Source organism: Sphingopyxis sp. BE235 (assembly GCF_031457175.1).
Lineage (GTDB): Bacteria > Pseudomonadota > Alphaproteobacteria > Sphingomonadales > Sphingomonadaceae > Sphingopyxis.
In genome coordinates, this window is the sequence record NZ_JAVDWC010000001.1 from 1,426,148 (window position 1) to 1,448,193 (window position 22,046).

The window sequence follows — 22,046 nt, forward strand, 5'->3', positions numbered from 1 at the left end:
ATTACCTGCTTGCGTAGGTATGTATTGCATATATTACGCATCATGTGAAAATTGACAAAAAGTGGCGCATAATACGCCATAATTGACAAGCAGGAGGGATGGGACTGATGAAGGCACGCACACATCGCCGCACGCAGATGGCCGCCATCGCGCTGATCGCGCCCTGGATGGCCAGCGCCGCGCAAGCGCAGCAGGCCGAACAGGCGCCGCAGGCCGAGGGTGCCGCGTCCGAGGGGCTGACCGAAATCATCGTTACGGCGCAGAAGCGCGCGGAGAGCCTGCAGGACACGCCGCTCGCGATCAGTGCGATCAATGCCGAAGCCATCGAGCAGCGCGGCATCACCAGCGTCGCCGCGCTTGGCAGCGCAGCGCCCAACCTCATCATCACCGAAACGCCGTCGGCGACGGCCAACCCGTCGATTTCGATCCGCGGCATCGTCGACAACGACCCGATCCTGACCGCCGATCCCGCGGTGGGGCTTTATGTCGACGGCGTCATCGTCGGCCGTTCGGCGGGCGCGCTGTTCGACATGATGGACCTCGAACGCGTCGAAATCCTCCGCGGGCCGCAGGGCACGCTCTATGGCCGCAACACGACGGGCGGCGCGGTCAACCTGATCTCGGCCAAGCCGTCGAAGGATTTCGGCGGCCGCCTGCAGGTCGGCTACGGCAGCTTCGACGAATATATGGTGAAGGCGCTGATCGACACCGGCGAACTGGGCGACACCGGTCTGGCGCTGAAGCTCGGCTATTACCACAGTCAGCGCAACGGAACCGTCGACAATCTGCTCGAACCGTCCGACAAGCGCGATCCGGGCGCGCGCAACACCGACGCCGTCCGCGCCGCGGTGCGCTTTGACAAGGGCACCGGTTTTACCGCCGACTATGTCTTTGATTCAAGCGACCGCAACGGCCGCGCCAATGCGTTCCAGCTGCGCGCGATCCGCCCCGACATCCTCCAGTATCTGAGCTTCTCGCCCGCGTTCGGTGGCACCGCGCCGCAGGTTTCGCAGGACCGGCTGTCGCAGATCCGGCTCGATCGCGACGGCAATGCGCATGACAAGGTGCAAGGTCATTCGTTGACGCTCAACCTCGAGATCGGCGATGCGACGCTGCGCTCGATCACCGGCTATCGCAAGTGGGACAATGTGAGCGACAGCTCCGATCTCGACGGCAATGGGGGGCTCGTCGGCTTCCTCGTCAGCCCGGCGATTCTGGTGCCGCCCAATGCCTTCATTCCGCAGGGCATCGGCCCGATCGACCTGTTCCACACCAGTAATGAGCGGCATCAAAAACAGTTCAGCCAAGAATTCAACCTGATCGGCTCGATCGGCGACGAGTTCGATTATGTCCTCGGCGGCTATTATTTCCGCGAGCGCGCGACCGAGGTGAATCCGCAGGGCTTCACATTGGTCCTCCCGTCGCCGGTGCCGATCCCGATCGCGCCGGGGGTCAACCTCAATAGCTTTGGCGTCAACCTCGACACATTGTTGTCCTATCGCCACATCTCGCGGTCGGTGGCTGCGTTCAGCCAGCTCACCTGGAAACCGGCGGCGCTCGACAGCCGGCTGAGCATTACCGGCGGCATTCGCTATACCGAGGATAAGAAGCATCTGATCCAGTCGGCGCCGGCACCGACCGCGCCGCGCGACCTGACGCGCAAGTTCAATCGCCTGAACTGGCTTGCCAATATCTCCTATGACTGGAGCGACGACATCATGACTTATGCCCGTGTGAGCACGGGGTATAAGGCGGGCGGTTTCAACGCCCGTGCGGCGGACAATAATGGCTTCAATCCCGAGGACCTCGTGTCCTATGAAATCGGGTTCAAGAGCGAGCTGTTCGATCGCCGCGTCCGCTTCAACGTCGCCGCTTTCCACGCGATCTATGACGACCTTCAGGTGCAGCAATTCCTTGCCGGCACCGGCGGGGCGGCCAGCACGACGGTGAATGCCGCGAAGGCCACCTACACCGGTATCGAGGCCGAGCTTCAGGCGCAGATCACCGATGGGCTCACCGTCGACGCGTCGTTCGGTTACACCGACCGCAAATATAAAAGATTCACCTTCGTCGATCCGATGACCGGTGTCCCGACCGATATTTCGGACGTCGCCAAGTTCCAATATTCGGCCGCGACGACCGCCAATATCGGCGCACAATATGAAACCGAACTCGGCAATTTCGGGAAATTCATCGCGCGCACCGACTGGAGCTATCGCAGCAAAGTCTATTGGCACCCGGTCAATCCGTTCAACGAGGAAATCTCCGATGGCGGGGTCGGCCTGCTGAGCGCGCGGCTCTCGATCTCCGACATCGCGGTCGGCGGCGCCAAAGCTTCGATCTCGGTCTGGGGCAAGAATCTGACCAAGGAAGATTATGCGCTCTCGGGGATCGACTTCGGTTCGCTCGGCTTCGCCGGCGTAATGTACGGCGATCCGCGCAGCTTTGGCGTCGAGCTGGGCTTCAAATTCTAGAGAGCCGCATGCCATGATCTCGTGAAGCCGGGGGTCGCAAATGAGCGACCCCCGGCTTCACTGTTTTCAGTCCGGGTTGAGGCCGGGGATCACCCCGCGGTTTTGCGGTCCCGATACATCGCTTCGGCGCGGGCCTTGAGCGCATAAGCGGTGTCGTCGAAAGCGCGTTTCACCCAAGGGCCGGCAAAGCGCATCACATGAATGCCGTTGGATCCCAGAAAGGCATCGGTCGAATGATAGGCGCAGGCATTCTCGCCCAGCGCTTCGATGACCTGATCGCGCCGCGCCGGATAGGGCCAGGCTTCGGCATGGGGAAGTTCCCATGACAGCAGCTTTCCGGGCTCGAACGCGCAGACATATTCGCAATTGGGAAAGACCGTATCGGGTTCGGTATAGCTTTTGAGCGTCATGTTGACCGGCGCGCCCATGGCGAGCGTGGATTCCGCCGCGATGCAAAAGGGGTTCCATTCGCCGTAGCGGGGCAGATCGACCAATATCTCCCAGACCACCGCGGCGGGGGCGTCGATTTCGACGCGCTCCGAGCGGACGATGGCGTCGGGATCGACATAGGTCAGCGATTCATCCTTATCACGCACGACATATCCTTTCGATTTGTGGGGCTTTAGCGGGCGAACGGCCGAACATCGAACTGGCTGGTCGGGATGCAGTCGATCCGGTCGAAATCGATGAAGCGCGCGCAGCTTTCCATCATCAGCCGCTGGTTCTCCGCGAGCCGCGCGGCGTCGCCCGCCGCGTCGAAATAGACCGCCTCGTCGGTCAGCGCGGCGGCGGGGAAGCATTCCTCCACCATCGCGACATAGGCGGGTGCGCCATAGCTCAGCGGCCGCACGATCAGATTCTGCACATATTCGAAGTTGCTTTGCGTATCGACCGCGACCGCCGAATGCTGGCGCTGCCACGCATCACGCCACGCGCCCCAGCTCAGCCGCGGCGGCAGACCGAGAAAGACGATCTGCGAAAAGCCTTCGGTGCGCACACCGGGCGTCGGCGGATGCTGAGTGTTGGCGATAATGGTGGATTCGCTCGCCAGCCACGCGGCATGGCGCGGCGCGGCGTCCGCGATGACCGCATCGACGGCGGCGCGTTCGGGGTCGTTTGCGCTCGGCAGCCAGAGCTGGACCACGGCATCCATCTGCGGGCGGGTCGAGGTCATGCGCGGCGAGGTGCCGTTCGCGACGCTGTCGTCCTGCACATTGACGCGCATCGCGTGCGCCAGTCCGCCGAGCCGCGGCGCGATGTCGCCCAGCAGCCGCGCGGTGAAGCGTGCGTCTTCCTCCGCGCTGTCTTTCCACAGAGCGTAAATGACCTTTTCCATGATGCTCCCTCAGGCTGCGAAGTCGAAAATGGTAACGGGGTTGCTGCCGTCCCAATCGCGGGCGGCGGCGGTCCCTGCCGTGAAGCCGTCGCGGATCATCGGGGTCGCCTCGATCAGTTCGAGCAGGATCGCGGGTTCGTCGGGGGCCTCGAGATAGGCGACGCGCGTTGCACCGCCCCCGCTCTCGGCGCTGAAGACCGGAACGAGGCCCGCGGCGGCGGCATCCTTCGCGGCCGCCGCGACATCGTCGACTAGCCAGGCGACATGGTGCATGCCCACGCGTACGCGGCCATTTTCGTCATGATAGGGCGAGGGGCCGGTGCCGTGCGGCGCGATCAGCTCGATCTGGGTCTCGCCTTGATACGCGAGTCCGACATCGATCCCGATCGTCGCGGGCGCGCCGCGATAGTGGCCGTCGAGCGTGACGTTGCGATAGACGGTCCAGGGCCCGACGCCCGCGAGGAGGCGCCATTGGTCGATCGCGCGATCCAGATCCTCGGTCAGCCAGGCGATCTGGGCGATCGGGCCATGCCCCGCGATTGTCCGTATCTTCTCCATCCTCGGGCATTCCTTCATTATGGGCGTCGCGTTTACGGTGTCTCCTGCGCCGCCCACGGATCAGGAAGTCCGGGATCGGTGCTGCGGATGACATGTTTGAGCAGATGTTTGAGCAGCGCGGTTTCATTCTCGTCGAAAGCGCCCAGCGCGTCCTCCTCGGCGGCCTTGGCGGCGGCGGCGAGTTCGACGAGGACACGCCGGCCGGTGTCGGTCAGCCATATCCGGTCGGGCGTATCGGTCCGGACGATGTCGCGCGCCGCGAGCGATGCGATACGATCGGGGGTGATGTGCGCGCCGGTATAGCCGATCAGACCGTCGATCTCGGTTATGGTGCGTCCGTCGTTTATTCCCAGCACGCTCAGGATGAAGTGATCGGTGGCGTCGAGATGATGATCGCGCAAGCTTTCCTGCATCCGCCCGTAGAGTTGGAAATGCGCGCGGCCGAGCAGATAGCCGAGAAAATCCTCGCCAAAACTGCCCGCGGGCTGCGTGCCGGTATCGCAGGCGGTGAGCATCGCGGCCTTGCGCGCGGCAAGCGCGTAGCGGCCGCCATGGAAGAGCAGGGGTGCGCGGTCCTCATGGTCGAAGGCAATGACCTCGCCCACGAAGATGATGTGGTCGCCGCCCTCATATTGATAGGCGGTGCGGCACTGGAAACGCGCGGTACAGCCGGTGAGCAGCGGCACGTGGCCTTCGCCGCGCTCGATTTTGGCACCGGCGAACTTGTCCGCGCCGCGTTTGGCGAAACCGTTCGAGAGCGCCTCCTGATCGGCGGCGAGGATATGCACCGCGAAATGCGCGGCGCCCTGAAACGCCTCCATGCTCTTCGACGTGCGCGCGAGGCTCCACAGCACCATCGGCGGATCGAGCGAGACCGAGTTGAAGCTGTTGGCGGTCAGCCCGCAATCTTCGCCCGCCGCATTCCGCGTCGTGACGATCGTGACCCCGGTTGCAAACGCGCCGAGCGCGCTCCGGAATGCGATGGCGTCGGGATTGGCGGCCATGACCTTTTGCTCCTCATCCGGCCGCGATCGATGGGCGGGCAGGTGTCGACCCTATCGCCCGGCCGCGGCCGCGCATCGCTCAATTGGACTAGATAGGACGCCCGGATTGCGGCGCTGGCGGGCGCGCCGCCACCCCCTTTTGGGGGCGGGTCAGCCGAGGACGGCGACGCTGCGCAGGGTGAAGCGGACGAGATCGGCCTGCCGGCTGACCCCACGCCTCATTCTAGCGCAGCATCTGCTTGCGCAGCCGCTGCAAAGCCTTTGAATCCACACCGAGTTCGCGCGCCAGATAGGTGTCGACGTCGCCATAGTCCTTGCGGATCTGGTCGAAGGCGGCGTCGAGATAGGCGCGTTCGACTCCAAGCAGGGGTTTCGCAACATCGGCCGGCAACGCCGACATCGCGGCGTTCATCCCGGCATCGGCGCGCAAAGCCTCCATATCGAGCGCGCTGTTGCTCAGCAGATAATCCTCCATGATCGTGTCATAGGGAACGCCAAGCGCGCTCAGAACGAGCGCCACGCCGACGCCGGTGCGATCCTTGCCCGCGGTGCAGTTGACGATGACCGCCTTGTCGGAGGTCAAAAGCCTGTCGAACAGCATGCGATAGGACGCCGCCTGTTCCTTGGGAAAGCCTCGATAGCCCTGAATCATCACGCCGCGCATCGTTCCGGCGTCGAGCGTCGTACCTTTCGCGAACAGTGCGCCCAGATTGCCGCCCGACAGGTCATAGTCGCGCGCCCAGTAGCCGAGGCCAGAGTCCCGCATCCACGGGGTCTTGTCGGTCTGACGCTCGCGCGTCGAGCGCAAGTCAATGATCGACCCGACGCCCAGTTTGCGGACCAATGCCTGATCGTCCGCGGTGTAGCGGCCGACCGACGCCGAGCGATACAGCTTGCCCCAGGCTATCGAATGACCGTCCTTCGTCCGGTAGCCGCCGATGTCGCGGAAATTGTCGCCGCCGGTGAGCGCGATCTCGCGCGTCCTGGTCGTTGCGGGATCGGTGTGCGCCGCCGTGGGCGCATGCTGAGCGATCGCCATCGTCGGCGTGAGCAACAGCAGCCCGAATAATGCCTTTTTCATGTCCTTTTCTCCCGCAATTGCCCGGCGACGGAAAAGCCGCCGCCGGGCTGGGTTCTTCAGAATTTTACCCGGGCTTCGAGACCATAGGTTCGCGGCTCGTTATAGAGCGTTGCGGTGGTCCTGCCGGGGATGCGGAAATCAAAGAGATTGTAGGTCGCGTTGGTCAGATTCTTGCCCCACAACGCGACTTCCAGCTCGCCGACGCCGCCCAGATCGATGTTGCCCAGCGTCAGCCTGCCATTGAGCAGCAACGCCTTGTCCGCCTTGACCGTCACCGTGCCGTTGGGGATGTAATTCCCGGCGGTATCGAGGCCGACATAGGCACGCAGCTCGCCAAAGGAAAAAGCGGGAAAGACATAGTCGGCCGAAAAGGACGCCGCATGTTTCGGAGTGAAGGCGGACGATGCCTGTTCGATCACGCCGGTGAATATATTCTGCACGGGTGTGGGCGGGGCGTCGGTGTAGACATAGTTCGCCGACAGCGACAGGCCGCGCACCGGAACGAGCGTGATATCGGCCTCGATCCCCTTGATCTTGCGCTTTTCGGGCGCGTTGACCGTTTCCGTATTCGATATGAAAACCGGATTCAGGAAATCCACCTGCTGGTTCGAGAGGCGGCTCATATAGGCGGCGATGTTGACGCGCAGCCGACGGTCGAACAGGTCGGCCTTGACCCCCGCTTCCCACGCCGTCAGTTCCTCCTCGCCAAAGGTGCGCAATATCACCGAGCGCGTGTTGGCGCCGCCGGCGCGATAGGCCCGGCTCCACTTCACATAGGCGTTGATGTCCTCGCTGAAGTCATAGGCGATCGTCGCCATCGGATCGATGCGGCTCGAATCGAAGACGAAATCCAGGTTCGGGTTCACCCCCGCGATGAACAGAAGGCGGCCGTCCTTATGATCGTCGGTGTAGCGCGCGCCGGCGGTAATATGCAGCCCGCGCAGCGCTTCGGGCGACCATGTCGCCTGCCCGAACAGCGCCTTGGATTTGACATCGACCTGCGCCGCGCGATCGGGAAGCCGGGTCGCGCCGCCATCAGGCGACGGCGCGGGGAAGAAATTGACCCCGGTCAGCGTCGAATTGAGCGTTCCCAGCGAATAGACGATCGCCTCGTCCTGGCCCTCTTCCTCGAAATAATAGGCGCCGACGACGAATTTCAGTTCGCCGACATCGCCGACGAGCTGGACCTCCTGGCTGAACTGGTTCTGCTTCACATTGGCATAGCTCAGGCGGGCGAAGCGGCGGTTCGGGCCCCAGGTCGTGTTCGATCCCTCGTCGGTGTCGAGCTGGGTCGAATCGAGATTGCGCCAGGCCGAGATCGAGCGGATCGTCAGCGCGTCGCTGACATCCCATTCGGCGGTCAGGCTGTGGCCCTTGGCCTCCTGCGGATTGCGGAAGACGGGGAAGCCGAAGCGCCCGGTTCGCACGCGGCCGGTATCGAGCTTGATGAAGGATGGCGTGACCGCGGGCGACTGCGTCGACGCCGTGATGTAATGATAATAGCCCGTCGATTTGTCGCGTGAGAGATCATAGGCATAGAGCAGCGACAGATTGTCGGCCAGGCGCCAGAGCGCCGAGATTTTGAAGCCGTATCGCTTGACCTCGCCATAGTCGAGCGCGCTGCCCAGCGGATTTTCCACCAGTCCGCCGCGCCCCTCGAACACCCCGTCGACCTTGACGCTGAGGCCCGCCGCTTCGGGCAGGTTGACGTGCGCGGCGAACGAGCGGCCGCGGTAGTTGCCGATGCCCGCCTTGAGGTCGACGCTCGCTTCGCCTGTCGGTTTTTTGGACACCACGCTGATCGCGCCGCCGATCGTGTTGCGGCCGAAGAGCGTGCCCTGCGGCCCGCGCAGCACCTCGATGCGTTCGATGTCGGCAAGCTCCATGCCGAGCCCGGACACGCGGCCCAGATAGACGCTGTCGATATAGATGCCGACCGTGGGATCACGGCTGACCTGTGTGGCGTCGACCGGAACCAGCCCGCGCATGCCGATGCTGACGGCTGAGACGCGGCCGACGAAGGGCGCGATGCGGATCGAAGGGACCGCGCCGGTGAAGAGGTCGGAAAGCGAGCCGATGCCCTTTTCTTCGAGCGTCTCTGCGCTCAGCGCCACCATCGAGATCGGCGTGTCCTGAAGATTTTCTTCACGCTTCTGGGCGGTCACCACGATGTCGGCGACACCGATATTCTCGCTCTCCGTGCTTTCCTGCGCGGTCGCGGGCGTTGCCGCGAGCCAGGTCGCGGCCGAGGCCGCGAGTGCGATACGTGACAGGCGCAATCCTTCTATCGACATATGCTCTCCCTCCCGTTTTGCGCGGATATTTGTTCCCGCGTCGACTCACCTACTAATGAGTAGGTGAATTTGTAATCGGGGAAGGGAGATTTGCAAGCGGCATTCGGATGCGCCAAATAGCGGCGATGCATATGACGATTCCGATCCCGTCGACGCGCAAGGAGCGCGCGGATGCGACCCGCGAGGCCATCCTGCACGAAGCCGAACGGGTGTTTGCCGCGACAGGCTTCAGGGCCGCGCGCCTCGAGGATATGGCCGATGCGGTCGGCATTCGCCGGCCGTCGCTGCTTCATCATTTCTCGACGAAAAAGATGCTGTACGACGCCGTCGAGCAGCGCATTTTCGAGGCTATGCACATGGCTTGCGAGGCGCGAACCGCGGATGTCGAGGATCCGACCGCCAAGTTGCTCGCCCATCTGGACGCCTGGCTCGACTTCTTCGTCGGTCGTCCGACGGCCGCCCGAATTCTTCAGCGCCTCGTTGCCGATACCGCCGTTCAGCAGGGCAACCCGATGGAGTTCTCTTCTGTCGCGCTAGAAGACATGGACCGGACGCTGGCTTATGGCATCGCGCAGGGTGTGTTTGTCCCGCTTTCGACGATGACCTTTATCAACGGCGTGGCTGGCGGCATTCTCTTCTTCGTCTGCAACAGCCGTCAGGTCGGCGAACAGCGGCGTTATGAACCGTCCGATCCGGCGGATCAGGCGGTCTTCAGGACTTTGCTGCACAAGCTCGCACGCGCCGCCGTGCTGCCCTGACACCGGTGTTGCCGGGGAACGGCAAACGCCGCCTTGCCATGGCGTTTAGCCGGGCGTGGCCGGGGCGACGGCTGCGCGGGTCAGCAAATGAAGCAGCTCGCGGAAACTTTCGAGTTCCGCGGGGTCGGCGGCGTCATAGCTGCGGTTGGAGCCAAGTTGCTTGCTGTTGCACACGTAGAAGAGCGAGCTCGATCCCACCGCGTTGACGACATGCATCGGCGGCAGCGGACGAAAGTCCCCGACGGCCACGCCTTCGTTCACCACGATCTCGACATCGCGCAGCAATATGTTCGAGAATTGCGTGGGGTCGCCGCGGCGCGGTGAGACGTCGGCGACGAGGCGTTGGATGATCCGCGCCGCGGTCGGCCGCGCGACGAGGAAGTCGAGCCACCCATCGAGCAGCGCGAGCAGCTTGTCGATCGGCTTGTCGTGCAGTGCGATGTGGCCGAGTGCTTCGCGGTGCATGGAGGCGAAGATGTCCTCCTCGACCGCGTCATAAAGCTCCTGCTTGTTCGAGAAATAATAAACGATCGACGGGCGGCGGATGCCAACGGCGGCGGCGACGTCCTCCAGCCGTGCCGTGGTGAAGCCGACCTCGGCGAAAACCGTCTCGGCCGCCTCGAGGATTGCCTGACGCGTCGCTTCGCCGCGCGCGTGCCTGATGGGCTTCATGCTCAATGCTCAAAAACCTTTCGTGTCAGCGCCTGTGAAGCGCGCTCCCTTTTGGCGCAATCAAATCCTGCTTGCAATCTACCTGCATGAAGGTAGAAATCTACCTACACGAAGGTAGAATCGTGAAACGAGGCGATCGCTCGCCCGAATGTTCGATGGAGGGGATTACGATGAATAAGGTTTCCGGGCCGCGGGTCCGTCTGCTGCTTTGCACGCTCGCGATGACCGCGGCGCATCCCGCTTTGGCGCAGACCGCCGATGCCGCACCCGACGAGGCGTCGGGCCTTGGCGAAATCGTCGTCACCGCACAGAAGCGCGAGGAATCGCTTCAGGACACCCCGATCTCGATCGCCGCCTTCACCGCCGGCGATCTGGAGACCCGGGGGATCAGCGGGCTCACCGACCTGCGCGCCAACGTGCCCAATCTTCAGCTTACCCCGCACCCCAACAGTGCCGCGACGACGCAGATCTTCATGCGCGGCGTCGGCCTGAGCGACGACCAGATCACGCAGGATGCCGGCGTCGCGGTCTATATGGACGGCGTCTATGTCGCGCGCAGCCAGGGGCAGGCGCTCGAAGTCGCCGAGCTTGAGCGCGTCGAGGTGCTGCGCGGGCCGCAGGGCACGCTCTATGGTCGCAACGCAACGGGCGGCGCGATCAACTTCATCACCAAAAAGCCCGAACTCGGCGATTTCGGCTTCAAGGGGCAGGTGACGCTCGGCAACTACGACAATCGCCGCTTCAAGGCCGCGGTCAATGTGCCGATCGGCAGCACGCTGGCGGCGCGCTTTTCCTATGCGAACATCCAGCAGGACGGCTTTGTCAAGAACCCCGGCACCGGGGTGAAGCGCTGGGGCGACAAGGATCGCCAGGCGATGCGCGCCGATGTGTTGTGGCAACCCGCCGACGCGATCAGCCTGCGCTACAGCTATGATCGTTCGGAGATTCAGGACACGCCGATCTTCGTCGCTTTCTCGCCGCTGCATCCGCTGAAGGCGCCGCGCCCCAAGGCCGGCAGCCCGCTGGTCGGCGACCTGCTCGCCAATGATGTGACGTCGGAGGGGCACAGCCTGATCGGCGAGTGGAACGCCGCTGACTCGCTCACGATCCGCTCGATCACGGGGTATCGCAAGCTCGATAACTTCCAGAATCAGGATTATCTGACGGGCGTGCTCGGCCCGACGCCGCTTCAGAAGAACAGCAGCCGCGCCACGCAGGATCAGTGGAGCCAGGAGCTTCAGTTTGTCGGCGACGCGCTCGATCGCCAGCTCGAATATGTCGTCGGCGGCTATTGGTTCTCCGAAGAGGGCGACAATTTCAGCAACAGCTTCAGCCCGCCGACGCGGACGCGCAGCTTCACGACCACCACGATCGCGAACGAGTCCTGGGCGCTATTCGGGCAGGTGACCTATTCCCCCGAATGGCTCGACCGGCGTCTTCACCTGACGGTCGGTGCGCGCCAGAGCTGGGACAAGCGCGAAGCGACGCTCGCACGCCAGACGCAGGTCAATAATGGCCCGATCGTGCCGGTGCCCGGCGTTGGCGACGGCAGCCGAAAGTTCAAGGATTTCAGCCCCAGCGTCATTCTCGCCTACGACCTCGCCGAAAATGTGAATGTCTATGGCAAGGTGGTGAAGGGCTATAAGTCCGGCGGGTACAATACCCGCGCCAGCTCGATCCCGCGCTTCAACCAGGGGTTCGATTCGGAAACGCTCTGGTCCTACGAACTCGGCATGAAAAGCCAGTTCCTCGACAACAAGCTGCGCTTCAACGTCGCGGCCTTCCAGTCGAAGTACAAGGACATCCAGATCAACGTGCAGTCCGATCCGACCAATGTCCGGATCACCGACGTGCTCAACGCGGGCAAGGCGACGGTGAAGGGCATCGAGGCCGATCTGACGCTCGCGCCCGTTCGCGCGCTGCGTTTCTCGATCAACTACGGCTATCTTGATGCGCAATATGACGAGATCGTCGACGCGACGGGCAACGACATTTCGGCCAATTTCCGCTTCTCCAACGCGCCGAAACACTCGCTGGGGCTGGACGTCAACTATGATCTGCCGACGACGCCGGTCGGCACATTTTCGACCAATGTGAACTACACGATGCAGAGCGACAAGTACGTCAGCTCGAGCATCTCGGGCGGCAAGTTCATCGTCGGCGACTATGGCCTGCTCAACGCGCGGCTGACGTTGGCCGATATTCCGGGCGTCGACGGCCTTCGTGTCGCTCTGTGGGGCCGCAACCTCACCGACAAGGAATATTATGTCACGCAGTTCAACATCGGCCGCCCCGGCGCGCTGTTTGGCGAACCGCGCACCTATGGCGTCGATCTGAGCATCGAATTCTAAGGGGATTCGCGATGCGATATGCGGCCTTGCTGCTCGGCGGCGTGCTCGCCCTCTCTCTGTCCGGCGTCGCCATCGGCGCCGGGCAAGGGGCGAAAGACTTTCGCGCGGGCACGCCCGGCGTCGCCCGCACGCAAAAGGATTTCGCGGGCGGCGCCGACGAGTTCCGCTTCGTCGTCATCGGCGACCGCACCGGCAAGCATCGCCCCGGGGTGTTTGAGGATGCGATGGACAAGGTCGAGGCACTGCGCCCCGATTTCGTCATCAACATCGGCGACCTCATCGAGGGCAATAGCGAGGATCGGGCGCAGCTCGGCAAGGAATGGGACGAGGTCAATGCCGCGATCGACCGGCTGAGCGTCCCCTTCTTCTATGTGCCCGGCAATCACGACCTGACCAACGAGGTGCAGCGGAGCGAATGGCGCAAGCGTCTGGGCGCCGACTATTACAGCTTCACCTATAAGGGCGCGCTGTTCCTCGTCCTCAATACCGAGGATCCGCCCCAGCCCAAAATCGCGCGGGCGAAACTGGTCGAGCAATATGGCGCCGATGCGATGATGTCGGTGTTCAAGGCGATTAACGGCGATCCCGCAAAGGCCGAGGCGCTGTTCGCGAGCGACCCGAAGCTGGCCGAGCTGGCGGGCAAGTTCCGCGCTTCGGAGAATGTCGCGTTCAGCGCCGATCAGGTGAAGATGGTCCGCGATGCGCTGGCGAAAAGCCCCAAGGCGCGCTGGACCTTCGTGCTCATGCATCGGCCGGCGTGGAAGGTCGATTCGCCGGCATTCCGCGAGATCGAGGGGCTGCTCAAGGGCCGTCCCCACACCATGCTCGCGGGGCATTACCACAAATATGCCTATGAAGCGCGCGGCGGCCACGATTATATCCAGCTCGGTACGACGGGCGGCATACCGGGGGGCGCGCCAGACGATCCCGCGGTCGTCGATCATGTGATGTGGGTTTCGGTCGCCGACGGCGCGCCGCGTGTCAGCAATGTGAAGCTCGACGGTTTTTTCGGAAAGCAGGGGCCGTCACCGGTCGCGCCGGCCCGATGACACGGATAATCGGCGCAGAAATTAGAATGGCCCGCATCATGGAGATTGTTCCACAATGACGTTTACTGATCTTTCGCCCGCGCTCGGCGCGCCCGGGACCGCCGTCATCGTCACCGGGGGGGCGTCCGGGATCGGGCTCGCCTCGGCGCGCGCGCTGGCTGCGGTTGGCCGAGCGGTTGCGCTCTGGGATATCAATGCCGGCAAGGCCGAGGCCGAGGCCGCGGCGATCACGCGGGAATTCGGCGCAAAGGCCATCGGCCTAGGCGTCGATCTCACCGATCTGGACGCCTATCCGGCCGCGATCGCCGCCAGCCGCGATGCGCTCGGTGCGCTGGGCGGGCTCGTCCACGCCGCGGGCATCGTCGACACCGCCTCGCTGGAAGGAATCACGCCCGAAAGCTGGGCGGCAGGCATCAACACGCACCTGCGTCCGCTCGCGCTGCTGACGCAGCAACTCCACGGTGACTTTGCCGCCAATCCGGGGTCGGCGGTGGTCGCGATCACCTCGATCAACGCGACGCTCGGTAACGCGATGAACCCGATCTACAGCGCGGCCAAGGGCGGGATGCTCTCGCTCGTCCGCTCGCTCGCCGACCGGCTGGCGCGCGACAAGATCCGGATCAATTCGGTATCGCCCGGCCAGATCATGACGCCGATGATGAAGCCGGCGGTCGACAATTTGCCCGAGGGCTTTTTCGAAAAACGCATCCTGCTCGAACGCATCGGCGTGCCCGAGGAAATCGGACGCGTCGTGCGCTTCCTGCTCTCGAACGAAGCGAGCTACATCACCGCCGCCGAACTCGTCGTCGATGGCGGCAACATCTCGTCGCAGCGCGGCTGAGCGCAGGAAGGAAGCTGAAAATGCGGAATGACGATCACCGGATGTGGCGGGCGGCGCTTGCAGCCGCATTGGTCCTGACGCTGCCGGCATGTGCGACGGTCGACAAGCGGCCGGTCGCCGGCGCGGTTGCCGAACAGTCGGGCGTCATTCCCTTCACCGCCGCCAGCGTATCGGCGGATGGCACGATTAACTGGTCGGCGCCGGGTGCGCGCCGGGTGACGGTGTATGCGGGCACCGATTCCGCAGTGAGCGACCGGTCGAAACCGGTGGGGCAGGGCGATGCTACGGGCAGCATCCACGTTTCCGGCCTAGCCCCCGGCAAGCGCTGGTTTTTCGCGCTCGTTCCCGATCATGGCGAGCCGCTGGTCATCGCCGACCGCGGGCTTCACCTGGGGACGGCCCCCAATTTGCGCGATATCGGCGGCTATCGCACCACCGACGGCCGCTGGGTGAAGATGGGGATGATCTATCGTTCGGATCAGCTCGACCGCCTGAGCGATAGCGACCTCGGTGCGATGGGCGATCTGGGCCTCGCGCTCGTCGCCGATCTGCGCACCGCAAGCGAACGCGGCCATGAACCCGATCGTCTGCCCGCTGGCGCCGAGCATCTCTTGCTCGACGTCGTCGCGGACAGCAAGGGCAGCGTCGGCGGCGACATGCGTCAGGCGATGGCAACGATCGCGGCGGGCAAGGGCGCGGAGATGCTGACCGAGGCGAACCGCGATTTCGTCTCGTTGAACAGCGCGCGCAGCGCCTATCACACGCTGCTCTCCCGCATCAGTGCAGAAGGCGCCGGACCGACGCTATATCACTGCACCTCCGGCAAGGACCGCACGGGCTGGGCGAGCGCGGTGATCCTGACCCTCCTCGGCGTGCCGCGCGAAACGGTGATGGCCGATTATCTTGCCAGCAACGACTATCTGCGCGCCAAGAACGAAGCGACAATCGCCATGCTCGCCCGATTGCCGACGCCGATCGTGCGGGAAAATCTCGAGCCGGTCTTGACCGTGCGCGCCGCCTATATCGAGGCGGCCTTTGCCGAAGTCGATAAGCGCTATGGCTCGTTCGACCGCTATGTTCGCGAGGGGATTGGCCTGGATGATGCCGCGATCGACCGGCTTCGCACGACCTTGCTGGCGGGGGCGCCGCAATAGCCGCCGTGTTTGCGTCCGGCTCTGCACAGCAGGCAGCATTTGGCGTCCTGTGTCAATTGTCCGTCGCAATCAGGGTGAATGGCGCCCAAGCGGCGGGATGCGCCCAGTCACTGGTCCAGCCTTCCACCACGGTGCCGTCTTCGCGCCTGCCCGATCGGATCGCGCGCATGGCCGATTGGAAGGCCGCCGCCTTGCCTGCCTTCCGGTTCCGCGCCGCGTTGACGAGTGTTTCGACCGTGAGCGCAGCCGTGACCCTATCGCCGACGCGCCAGCGGCTCGCGAGCAGTGCGTCGGTGCCGGCATATAGGAATGAACGTGCCAGCGCCGATAGGGCGTCGGCCCCGCCAGGCCCTCCGGTCGTTCCCGTGTTGCAGGCCGACAGAATGACCCACTCGGCCGAGAGGTCGAGCTCGGCGGCTTCGGCGGCGGTCAATATACCGTCGTCGGCGTATGTCGCGTGGCCTGGGGGCGTGAAGATCAGGCCGGGCTCGGCGAAACCTTCGATCTCGCCGGGCAATATGCCATGCGTGGCAAAAGCGACGATGCGCGCGTCGCGCAATCGCGTGTTCGTTCGGACGGCGGTCTCGGTGGCATCGGGGCCGAGGTGGATTGCGTCGATGTCGGCGTCGAGCGCGCGCGCCATCGCGTTCAGCTCGACCTCGGTGCCGGGAAGCGAAGGAAGCGCGCGCAGGCGTTCGGGATCGGCGAGGGCGCCGCCGATCCCTCCGGTCCGTGGCGAGAGTCCCGTGGCAGCGGCCCGTTTGCTCCCCGCTTTGGCCAGCACCGGTGCGCCATAACCGATGAAGGGGCGTGCGTTTCGCCCGGCCGACCGCGGCTTTCCCGTCCGCAAGGATTCGACCGACGGCAGGTTAACGATCGCAAATCGATCGCCGAGCCAGGGGGTGGCGGCGAGCGCCTTCTCGGAGTCGGGCCCTTTGGGTTCGGCGGTGATGAAGGCGGCGAAGGGAAGGTCGGCGAGCGCACCCGAAGTCGTCACATAGAGGGTCTTTACATCCTTGAGCAGCGGCTCATGCGGTTGGACGAGGAAGCGATAGAGATCCCAGGCGTAGCGGCGCTCGAACAGCGGCGAGGCGGTCCAGATGCCGCTGCAAGTCTGGGGATCGACCTCGCAGCGAAACGCTTCGATCGTGCCGCGCAGGAAGGATTGGAGCCGCGGCACCGCGTGCCAGCCCGCCCCCTTGGTCGTCACGACAAAGGTGAAATCATAAAGTTCGCCCTCGGTGACGAGAAGCAGCGCCTCGCCCGGACGCAGACGGCGGCGCACCTCGTCTTCGCTCAGGGGCTGGGGCAGTGCGAGGCGCGCGTAATCGGGGTAGGAACGACGCAGCCGGGCGTCGATTTCACTAAGTTCCCGGCCCAGCGTCCCGATCCTGTCCTTCAAATTTTCGGCGGCGTCGGGCACGCCGATCATGGCCGTGCCAAGGGTGTGGTTGAGGTCGCGGATTTCCGAGGCCAGATCCTGCTGGCGTCGCACCAGCAGGGCGAGCGGGGTATCGCCAAGCGCTTCGCGGGCGACGATACCGGCCAGCGCGCGGGTCGATGCGCTCGATGTCAAATCCTGCGCAATGCGGAAGGATTCGGATCGCAGCTTCGCTTCCTCGCTCCGGACCTGCGTCGCCCGATTGGCGTAGAGAGTGAGCGCCAGCGCGAAGGTGCCGGCCCCCGAGGCGTCGGACCAGCCGCCTTCACTGACGGCGGCGGCGACCGCGCGCTCACCCGCGCTTGCTCCCGCCACATCCCGCGCCGACAGCACGCGCGTTCGTTCCGCGCGCGCGCGCGCGACCGCACCGCGCATAAGGCTGACATATTCGGGCGAAGCGGGATCCTTGCGCGCGATCGATCGGGCCAGTTCCATCGACGCGATCGCGACATAGCGGTGACCGGGATCGAGCGAGCCGGCCGCGCGCGCCAGCGCGCGCCGCTGATAATCGATCGCAGCTTCGGCCTTGCCCTGCTTGGCGAGGATCGCGCCCATTCGGCCGAGGTCGGCGATATTCTCTTCCAGGTTGCTCTCGGGAAGTGCGGAACGCAAGGCGATGACGCGTGCCTGGAGCGCGCCGGCATCGTCATATTTCGCGCTCTTGATGAGCAGGCCGACGAGATTGCCGAGCGAGCGGAGCGTGTCGGGATTGCCCGCTCCCAGGTGGCGCTCGCGGATCGCGATCGCCTGGCGCAGCCGGACCTCGGCTTCCAGCTCCTGCCCTTGACGGTCGAGGTTGGTCGACAGCAAGGCGAGCGTTCGCGCGGACCCAAGGCTTTCGCGCCCCTTCGTGCGGACGAGGGTTTCGAGATTACGGCGATAGATCGCCTCGGCGCCCGGCAGGTCGCCCATTTCCTCAAGGTTCAGCGCAAAATCATTATATTCCTCGAGGACGAAAGGGTCCTCGGGGCCGAGTGCGAGCCTGCCATATTCGATCGCCTTCTGGATTGCCGTCGAGGCTTCCGGCCGGCGGCGCTGCCCGGCGAGCACTTCGCCCAGGGTGCCCCACGCCGCCGACAATGATCGCGTTTCCCCATCCGACGGCGTGAGCAGTTCGATCGCGCGGCGCGCACTGGCTTCGGCCTCCGCATAGCGGCCGCGTACACTCTGGACGAGCGCGAGCCGCCGCAACGCCGCGGCGTGCGCGGCGCGGTCGCCGAGCCGCTCGCGAATGCCGATGGCGTTCCGCATCAGCGTTTCGGCGGTGTCAGCGCGGCCGGTCAGATAGAGAATGTTCGCGAGCGTCTCCATGTCGGTTGCCGCGCCCGGCGATCGGTCCCCGGCTGAACGCCGGGCCATCCGTGCCCGAACCGCGGCTTCGGCCTTGACGAACTTGCCGCCATCGATGAGTTCGCGGATCTCCTTTTCGGTATCGCCGACCATGGCGATGCTCGCCGGGGCTGGCGGCGCTGAATCGCCTTGCTGTTCATGGGCGGGAGCGCGCGCTTCCGCACCGCGGCGGAGTATCGTGGCAAGCTGGTAGAGCGACGCGCGGGTGTCGGCGTGATCGCGCCCGAGCACGCGGGCCTGGATTGCATAGGCCTGTTCCGCGGTCGTTTCGGCCTCTGCGATGTCGCCCTGCAGCGCCAGATAGAGCGACAGCAAATAATGTTCGCGCGCGGTTTCGACACTGTCGCGGCCTGTCGCGTCCGCGACCGCATCGACCTTGCGGCGTTGCCCCGCGGAGCGTTCGCGATAGGCCGACATCTTCGCTTCGGCATCGGCGAGCAGTGATTGCAGTGCAGCGACCACCGCATTGCCGTCGCCGAGCATCCGCCGACCGGCGCCGACCCCTTCGCTATAGGCCGTAATAGCTTCCGGAAGCCGGCCGCGGGCTTCGAGTATCCGTCCGGCATTGCCCCAAGCCGCGATCAGCCGGTCGTCGGCCAGGCCGGGTGCCGAGAGCAGGGTTATGGCGCGCCGCGCTGCGGCCTCGGCCTCTTCATACCGCCCGCGTTCGAGCAGGACCGATGCGAGGCGGTTGAGGCTGCGGCCCGTCAGCCTGTCGTCGCCCAGCTGTTCGCGTGTTCGCACCGCGGACCGGATCAGGGGTTCGGCTTCCTCGGCGCGCTTTGTCATGGCAAGCAGGAGTGCCAGCCATTCGGTGTCGCCCGCGGCCGCGGCGGTCTCCATGCTGTCCGCTGTGACATGCGCCTTCAGGCGATCGCGCAGGATCGTTTCGGCTTCGTCAAATTTGCGGGCATCGATGAGCGGCTGGACCGCGGTGTCGCCCGGTTGCGCCGCGGATGTCGTTTGCGCCCGCAGGGGCGCAGGCTGCGCCGTCATCAGGATGCAGGCCAGCCAGCCAAGGCGATGGATGACGCGAAGTGAATGTTTTTCCATGAATGATTGCGGTCGATCGAAAATCGGTCCCATTGGATGTTGGAACAGGCGGGCACGGCATTGGTTCCGCCAGCACGCTTCCCAGTTCGTACCGCTTTCATCCAGACAACACCCGCGAGCGAGGTGGCTTTCGATGCGGGCTTCGGCGACTTCTCGGAATTCAACCGGCGATTTCGCCGATTTACGGGAGCGACGCCGGTCGTGTTTCGTCACCGCTGACGGCTGCCGGTTCCTCGCGACTGCGGCGTGCGCGTGACCACTGGCGAGGGGAGCCTCATCGAGGAGAAAGCTTGCCTTTTGTACGGCTCGTTAGGTGGAGCAGCCGGCAGCGATCGCAGCGGTATATCCGGAGCTGCAACTCAGAGCGTCGAACCACAGCAAGCGCCTCCTCCTCCGATCGATAGGAGGCCTTCTTTACGCAAATGCTTAGTCTCGTGCGCATACTGCCTCATTGCCAAAGATCGCGGACGGCTGCTTCTCGCACAAAAGAGGCCGAAAGAAATTGTCTGCTATCGGCCCGTAGCAGCCAAGGATCGGTGCTCGGTGGAATGCAATGCGCTGGTGACATCCAGAAACGCGGAAATCAGGCGCGATTGCAACCGGTCCTGCCGGCACACGATATGGGCATAGTTGAAGATTTCGGCATCGACGACCGGCAGGCTGCGGATGCGTTCGTCGGCGATATATTCGGCGCTCGAGACGAAACCGAAGCCGACGCCGCTCGCGACCGCCTCGCGCACCGCTTCGCGGCTGCCGATCTCCATCACGATTTTCGGCCGCACATTCGCCTTCGCCATGGCCTCGTCGCTCGCGCGGCGGGTGTTCGAGCCATGTTCGCGTGCCACCATCGGCTGGTCATGGAGGTCCGCGATGCGGATATGGTCGCGGTCCGGCGCGAATAGGGGATGGTCGCGGCGCCCGAATGCCACGATCGGGCTTTCGCTATATTGGGAATACCAGAGCCGGTCGTCATTTTCGACATAGGCCAGCACCGCGACGTCGGATTCAAACTCGAGAAGGTTGCGCAGGACGACGTTCGAGTTGCCAATCGACACCGAGATTTCGATTTCGGGATAGCGGGCGTGAAAGGCGACGAGCATCTCGGTCACATGAAAAGGTCCGACCGCGCCGACGCGGAGATGGCCGGTGCGCAGCTCGCGGCTCTCGGTCAGGAAATGCCGGGCGTCGGCTTCGTCGGCAATCATTCGCCGCGTGATCTGTTGAAGCTCGCGGCCGGCGTCGGTGAGGCGCATCCGCCGCCCGGTGCGCACGAACAGCTCGACCGCATATTCCTCCTCGAGCTGGCGGATTTGCGTGGTCAGCGTCGGCTGGCTGATGTTCAGCCGGTTCGCCGCGGCGGTGACGCTCTCGGTTTCGGCGACCGCGTGGAAGGATCGGAGCTGTGTGTATCTCATAGATTTTTTATATAGATGCGGCGAAAACTATCAATTGGATAATCTGTCGCGCTTCGGCTTCAAGGCTTTCCAACAAGAGCAAAGGGAGGACGAAAGCGCCGATGTCCGTTTCGTGGAAATATGGAAATCCTGTCGAGGTGACATTTTGCGAGGACGCCGTGGCGGCGGTCGGCGACAAGGTTGCGGGCCGCAGCTTTTGCCTCGTCACCTATAATGACCATCCCTATTTCGACGACATCGTCGCGGCGATTTCGGCCCGTGTCGGCGCCCCCGCAGTCGTAGTGCGCGAGGTTGAGCCGAACCCGAGCTTCAACGGGCTGCGCGGCCTGTGTCGCACCTTTGGCGCTGCCGCGACGACCCCCGAAGTCATCGTTGCGTTCGGCGGCGGATCGGTGATCGATTCGGCCAAGGCGCTCGCGGTCTCGAGCGGCGACTTCGCCAACGTCCAGGACTTCCTCGAAGGTCGCAAGGGCGCCGAGGCGGTGAAAGCGATGCCGATCATCGCCGTGCCGACCACCTTCGGCACCGGCAGCGAGGTCACTTCTTGGGCGACGATCTGGGACACCGATGCGCGCAAGAAATATTCGCTGAACCGCCCCGACCTTTATCCCGAGCACGCGATCATCGACCCGTCCACGTCGCTGGGGGTGCCACGCGGGCTGACGCTGGCGACGGGCCTCGATACGCTGTCGCATGCGCTCGAAAGCATCTGGAACGTCAACGCCAACCCTGTCTCGGCCAACCACGCCATTTTCGCGGCGAGCGAGCTGATCGATGCGCTGCCCAAGCTGGTCGACGACCTTGGCAATCTCGAGCTGCGGACCCGCGTGGCGCGCGCCAGCCTGTTTGCGGGGCTCGCTTTCTCGAACACCAAGACCGCGCTCGCGCATTCGCTGTCCTATTATCTGACGTTGCACCACGGCACCGTCCACGGGATCGCCTGCTCGTTCATGCTGCCCGCCGTGATGCGCAGCGCGATCGGCCAGAACGCGGCCTGCGACCAGGCGCTGGCGCGGATCTTCGGCGCCGACCTCGCCGCGGGCGCCGACCGGCTCGACGCCTTCCTGACCGGGCTCGGCGTGTCGACCGACGCGACCGATTACGGCGTCACGCGCGAGAATTGGCTCGCGGCGATCGACGATGCCCTCGACGGCGAGCGAGGGCGCAATTTTATCGGCACCCGCGATGCCTTTTTGTCCAGCGCGGCCTGAGGAG

Annotated in this window: 17 protein-coding genes; 8 read left to right on the plus strand and 9 right to left on the minus strand. The window is 64.4% G+C overall.

Annotation, left to right across the window (positions count from 1 at the left end):
• Window positions 1-107 precede the first annotated feature (107 nt).
• Window positions 108-2,474 (plus strand): TonB-dependent receptor, encoded by a 2,367-nt coding sequence (locus J2X38_RS06725; RefSeq protein ID WP_310252465.1) that lies wholly within the window; start codon window positions 108-110, stop codon window positions 2,472-2,474.
• An 89-nt stretch (window positions 2,475-2,563) separates the two neighbouring features.
• On the opposite strand, the gene J2X38_RS06730 is transcribed toward J2X38_RS06725, so the two are convergent.
• From J2X38_RS06730 to J2X38_RS06755, 6 genes are all read right to left on the minus strand, one after another.
• Window positions 2,564-3,070, minus strand: a complete 507-nt coding sequence (locus J2X38_RS06730) for an SRPBCC domain-containing protein (RefSeq protein ID WP_310252467.1) — start codon at window positions 3,068-3,070, stop codon at window positions 2,564-2,566.
• 26 nt (window positions 3,071-3,096) lie between these two features.
• Window positions 3,097-3,810 (minus strand): EthD domain-containing protein, encoded by a 714-nt coding sequence (locus J2X38_RS06735; RefSeq protein ID WP_310252469.1) that lies wholly within the window; start codon window positions 3,808-3,810, stop codon window positions 3,097-3,099.
• Window positions 3,811-3,819: 9 nt separating this feature from the next.
• A complete protein-coding gene (locus J2X38_RS06740; RefSeq protein ID WP_310252471.1) occupies window positions 3,820-4,368 on the minus strand; it encodes a VOC family protein in 549 nt (182 codons plus the stop codon).
• A 32-nt stretch (window positions 4,369-4,400) separates the two neighbouring features.
• A complete protein-coding gene (locus J2X38_RS06745) occupies window positions 4,401-5,372 on the minus strand; it encodes a flavin reductase family protein (RefSeq protein ID WP_310252473.1) in 972 nt (323 codons plus the stop codon).
• A gap of 223 nt (window positions 5,373-5,595) precedes the next feature.
• Window positions 5,596-6,453 (minus strand): tyrosine-protein phosphatase, encoded by an 858-nt coding sequence (locus J2X38_RS06750; protein ID WP_310252475.1) that lies wholly within the window; start codon window positions 6,451-6,453, stop codon window positions 5,596-5,598.
• Between the two features lie 56 nt (window positions 6,454-6,509).
• The gene (locus tag J2X38_RS06755; protein WP_310252477.1) at window positions 6,510-8,747 is read right to left on the minus strand and encodes a TonB-dependent receptor; all 2,238 of its coding nucleotides are present in this window, start codon (window positions 8,745-8,747) and stop codon (window positions 6,510-6,512) included.
• A 131-nt stretch (window positions 8,748-8,878) separates the two neighbouring features.
• Here J2X38_RS06755 and J2X38_RS06760 point away from each other — a divergent pair, with 131 nt between their 5' ends.
• A complete protein-coding gene (locus J2X38_RS06760) occupies window positions 8,879-9,505 on the plus strand; it encodes a TetR/AcrR family transcriptional regulator (protein ID WP_037511828.1) in 627 nt (208 codons plus the stop codon).
• 45 nt (window positions 9,506-9,550) lie between these two features.
• Here the strand turns inward: J2X38_RS06760 and J2X38_RS06765 are convergent, their stop codons facing one another.
• On the minus strand, window positions 9,551-10,177 hold the full coding sequence (locus J2X38_RS06765; RefSeq protein ID WP_058539011.1) for a TetR/AcrR family transcriptional regulator: 627 nt from the start codon (window positions 10,175-10,177) through the stop codon (window positions 9,551-9,553).
• A 170-nt stretch (window positions 10,178-10,347) separates the two neighbouring features.
• On the opposite strand from J2X38_RS06765, the gene J2X38_RS06770 reads away from it, so the two are divergent.
• Genes J2X38_RS06770 through J2X38_RS06785 form a run of 4 tightly spaced genes read left to right on the plus strand, consistent with a single transcriptional unit; the run spans window position 10,348 to window position 15,572 of the window.
• The gene (locus J2X38_RS06770) at window positions 10,348-12,528 is read left to right on the plus strand and encodes a TonB-dependent receptor (protein ID WP_310252482.1); all 2,181 of its coding nucleotides are present in this window, start codon (window positions 10,348-10,350) and stop codon (window positions 12,526-12,528) included.
• Window positions 12,529-12,539: 11 nt separating this feature from the next.
• A complete protein-coding gene (locus J2X38_RS06775; protein WP_310252484.1) occupies window positions 12,540-13,577 on the plus strand; it encodes a metallophosphoesterase in 1,038 nt (345 codons plus the stop codon).
• Window positions 13,578-13,632: 55 nt separating this feature from the next.
• The gene (locus J2X38_RS06780; protein ID WP_310252487.1) at window positions 13,633-14,418 is read left to right on the plus strand and encodes an SDR family oxidoreductase; all 786 of its coding nucleotides are present in this window, start codon (window positions 13,633-13,635) and stop codon (window positions 14,416-14,418) included.
• 20 nt (window positions 14,419-14,438) lie between these two features.
• On the plus strand, window positions 14,439-15,572 hold the full coding sequence (locus J2X38_RS06785; protein ID WP_310252489.1) for a tyrosine-protein phosphatase: 1,134 nt from the start codon (window positions 14,439-14,441) through the stop codon (window positions 15,570-15,572).
• Window positions 15,573-15,624: 52 nt separating this feature from the next.
• On the opposite strand, the gene J2X38_RS06790 is transcribed toward J2X38_RS06785, so the two are convergent.
• Window positions 15,625-19,416, minus strand: a complete 3,792-nt coding sequence (locus tag J2X38_RS06790; RefSeq protein ID WP_310252491.1) for a CHAT domain-containing tetratricopeptide repeat protein — start codon at window positions 19,414-19,416, stop codon at window positions 15,625-15,627.
• 36 nt (window positions 19,417-19,452) lie between these two features.
• On the opposite strand from J2X38_RS06790, the gene J2X38_RS22945 reads away from it, so the two are divergent.
• Window positions 19,453-19,635 carry a helix-turn-helix domain-containing protein gene (locus J2X38_RS22945; protein ID WP_405053435.1) on the plus strand — a complete coding sequence of 61 codons (183 nt, stop codon included), beginning with the start codon at window positions 19,453-19,455 and terminating at the stop codon, window positions 19,633-19,635.
• Window positions 19,636-19,925: 290 nt separating this feature from the next.
• Here the strand turns inward: J2X38_RS22945 and J2X38_RS06795 are convergent, their stop codons facing one another.
• On the minus strand, window positions 19,926-20,831 hold the full coding sequence (locus tag J2X38_RS06795; RefSeq protein WP_310252493.1) for a LysR substrate-binding domain-containing protein: 906 nt from the start codon (window positions 20,829-20,831) through the stop codon (window positions 19,926-19,928).
• A 101-nt stretch (window positions 20,832-20,932) separates the two neighbouring features.
• Here J2X38_RS06795 and psrA point away from each other — a divergent pair, with 101 nt between their 5' ends.
• Window positions 20,933-22,042 (plus strand): iron-containing alcohol dehydrogenase PsrA, encoded by a 1,110-nt coding sequence (gene psrA / locus J2X38_RS06800; RefSeq protein WP_310252495.1) that lies wholly within the window; start codon window positions 20,933-20,935, stop codon window positions 22,040-22,042.
• The last annotated feature ends 4 nt before the right edge of the window (window positions 22,043-22,046 follow it).

What these genes read in the sequence shown, in the direction of transcription:
- J2X38_RS06725 (WP_310252465.1), top strand. Translation starts at nt 108, where the DNA reads ATGAAGGCACGCACACATCGCCGCACGCAGATGGCCGCCATCGCGCTG.
- J2X38_RS06735 (WP_310252469.1), bottom strand. Translation starts at nt 3,810, where the DNA reads ATGGAAAAGGTCATTTACGCTCTGTGGAAAGACAGCGCGGAGGAAGAC.
- J2X38_RS06740 (WP_310252471.1), bottom strand. Translation starts at nt 4,368, where the DNA reads ATGGAGAAGATACGGACAATCGCGGGGCATGGCCCGATCGCCCAGATC.
- J2X38_RS06745 (WP_310252473.1), bottom strand. Translation starts at nt 5,372, where the DNA reads ATGGCCGCCAATCCCGACGCCATCGCATTCCGGAGCGCGCTCGGCGCG.
- J2X38_RS06750 (WP_310252475.1), bottom strand. Translation starts at nt 6,453, where the DNA reads ATGAAAAAGGCATTATTCGGGCTGCTGTTGCTCACGCCGACGATGGCG.
- J2X38_RS06755 (WP_310252477.1), bottom strand. Translation starts at nt 8,747, where the DNA reads ATGTCGATAGAAGGATTGCGCCTGTCACGTATCGCACTCGCGGCCTCG.
- J2X38_RS06760 (WP_037511828.1), top strand. Translation starts at nt 8,879, where the DNA reads ATGACGATTCCGATCCCGTCGACGCGCAAGGAGCGCGCGGATGCGACC.
- J2X38_RS06765 (WP_058539011.1), bottom strand. Translation starts at nt 10,177, where the DNA reads ATGAAGCCCATCAGGCACGCGCGCGGCGAAGCGACGCGTCAGGCAATC.
- J2X38_RS06770 (WP_310252482.1), top strand. Translation starts at nt 10,348, where the DNA reads ATGAATAAGGTTTCCGGGCCGCGGGTCCGTCTGCTGCTTTGCACGCTC.
- J2X38_RS06775 (WP_310252484.1), top strand. Translation starts at nt 12,540, where the DNA reads ATGCGATATGCGGCCTTGCTGCTCGGCGGCGTGCTCGCCCTCTCTCTG.
- J2X38_RS06780 (WP_310252487.1), top strand. Translation starts at nt 13,633, where the DNA reads ATGACGTTTACTGATCTTTCGCCCGCGCTCGGCGCGCCCGGGACCGCC.
- J2X38_RS06785 (WP_310252489.1), top strand. Translation starts at nt 14,439, where the DNA reads ATGCGGAATGACGATCACCGGATGTGGCGGGCGGCGCTTGCAGCCGCA.
- J2X38_RS06790 (WP_310252491.1), bottom strand. Translation starts at nt 19,416, where the DNA reads ATGGAAAAACATTCACTTCGCGTCATCCATCGCCTTGGCTGGCTGGCC.
- J2X38_RS22945 (WP_405053435.1), top strand. Translation starts at nt 19,453, where the DNA reads ATGTTGGAACAGGCGGGCACGGCATTGGTTCCGCCAGCACGCTTCCCA.
- J2X38_RS06795 (WP_310252493.1), bottom strand. Translation starts at nt 20,831, where the DNA reads ATGAGATACACACAGCTCCGATCCTTCCACGCGGTCGCCGAAACCGAG.
- psrA (WP_310252495.1), top strand. Translation starts at nt 20,933, where the DNA reads ATGTCCGTTTCGTGGAAATATGGAAATCCTGTCGAGGTGACATTTTGC.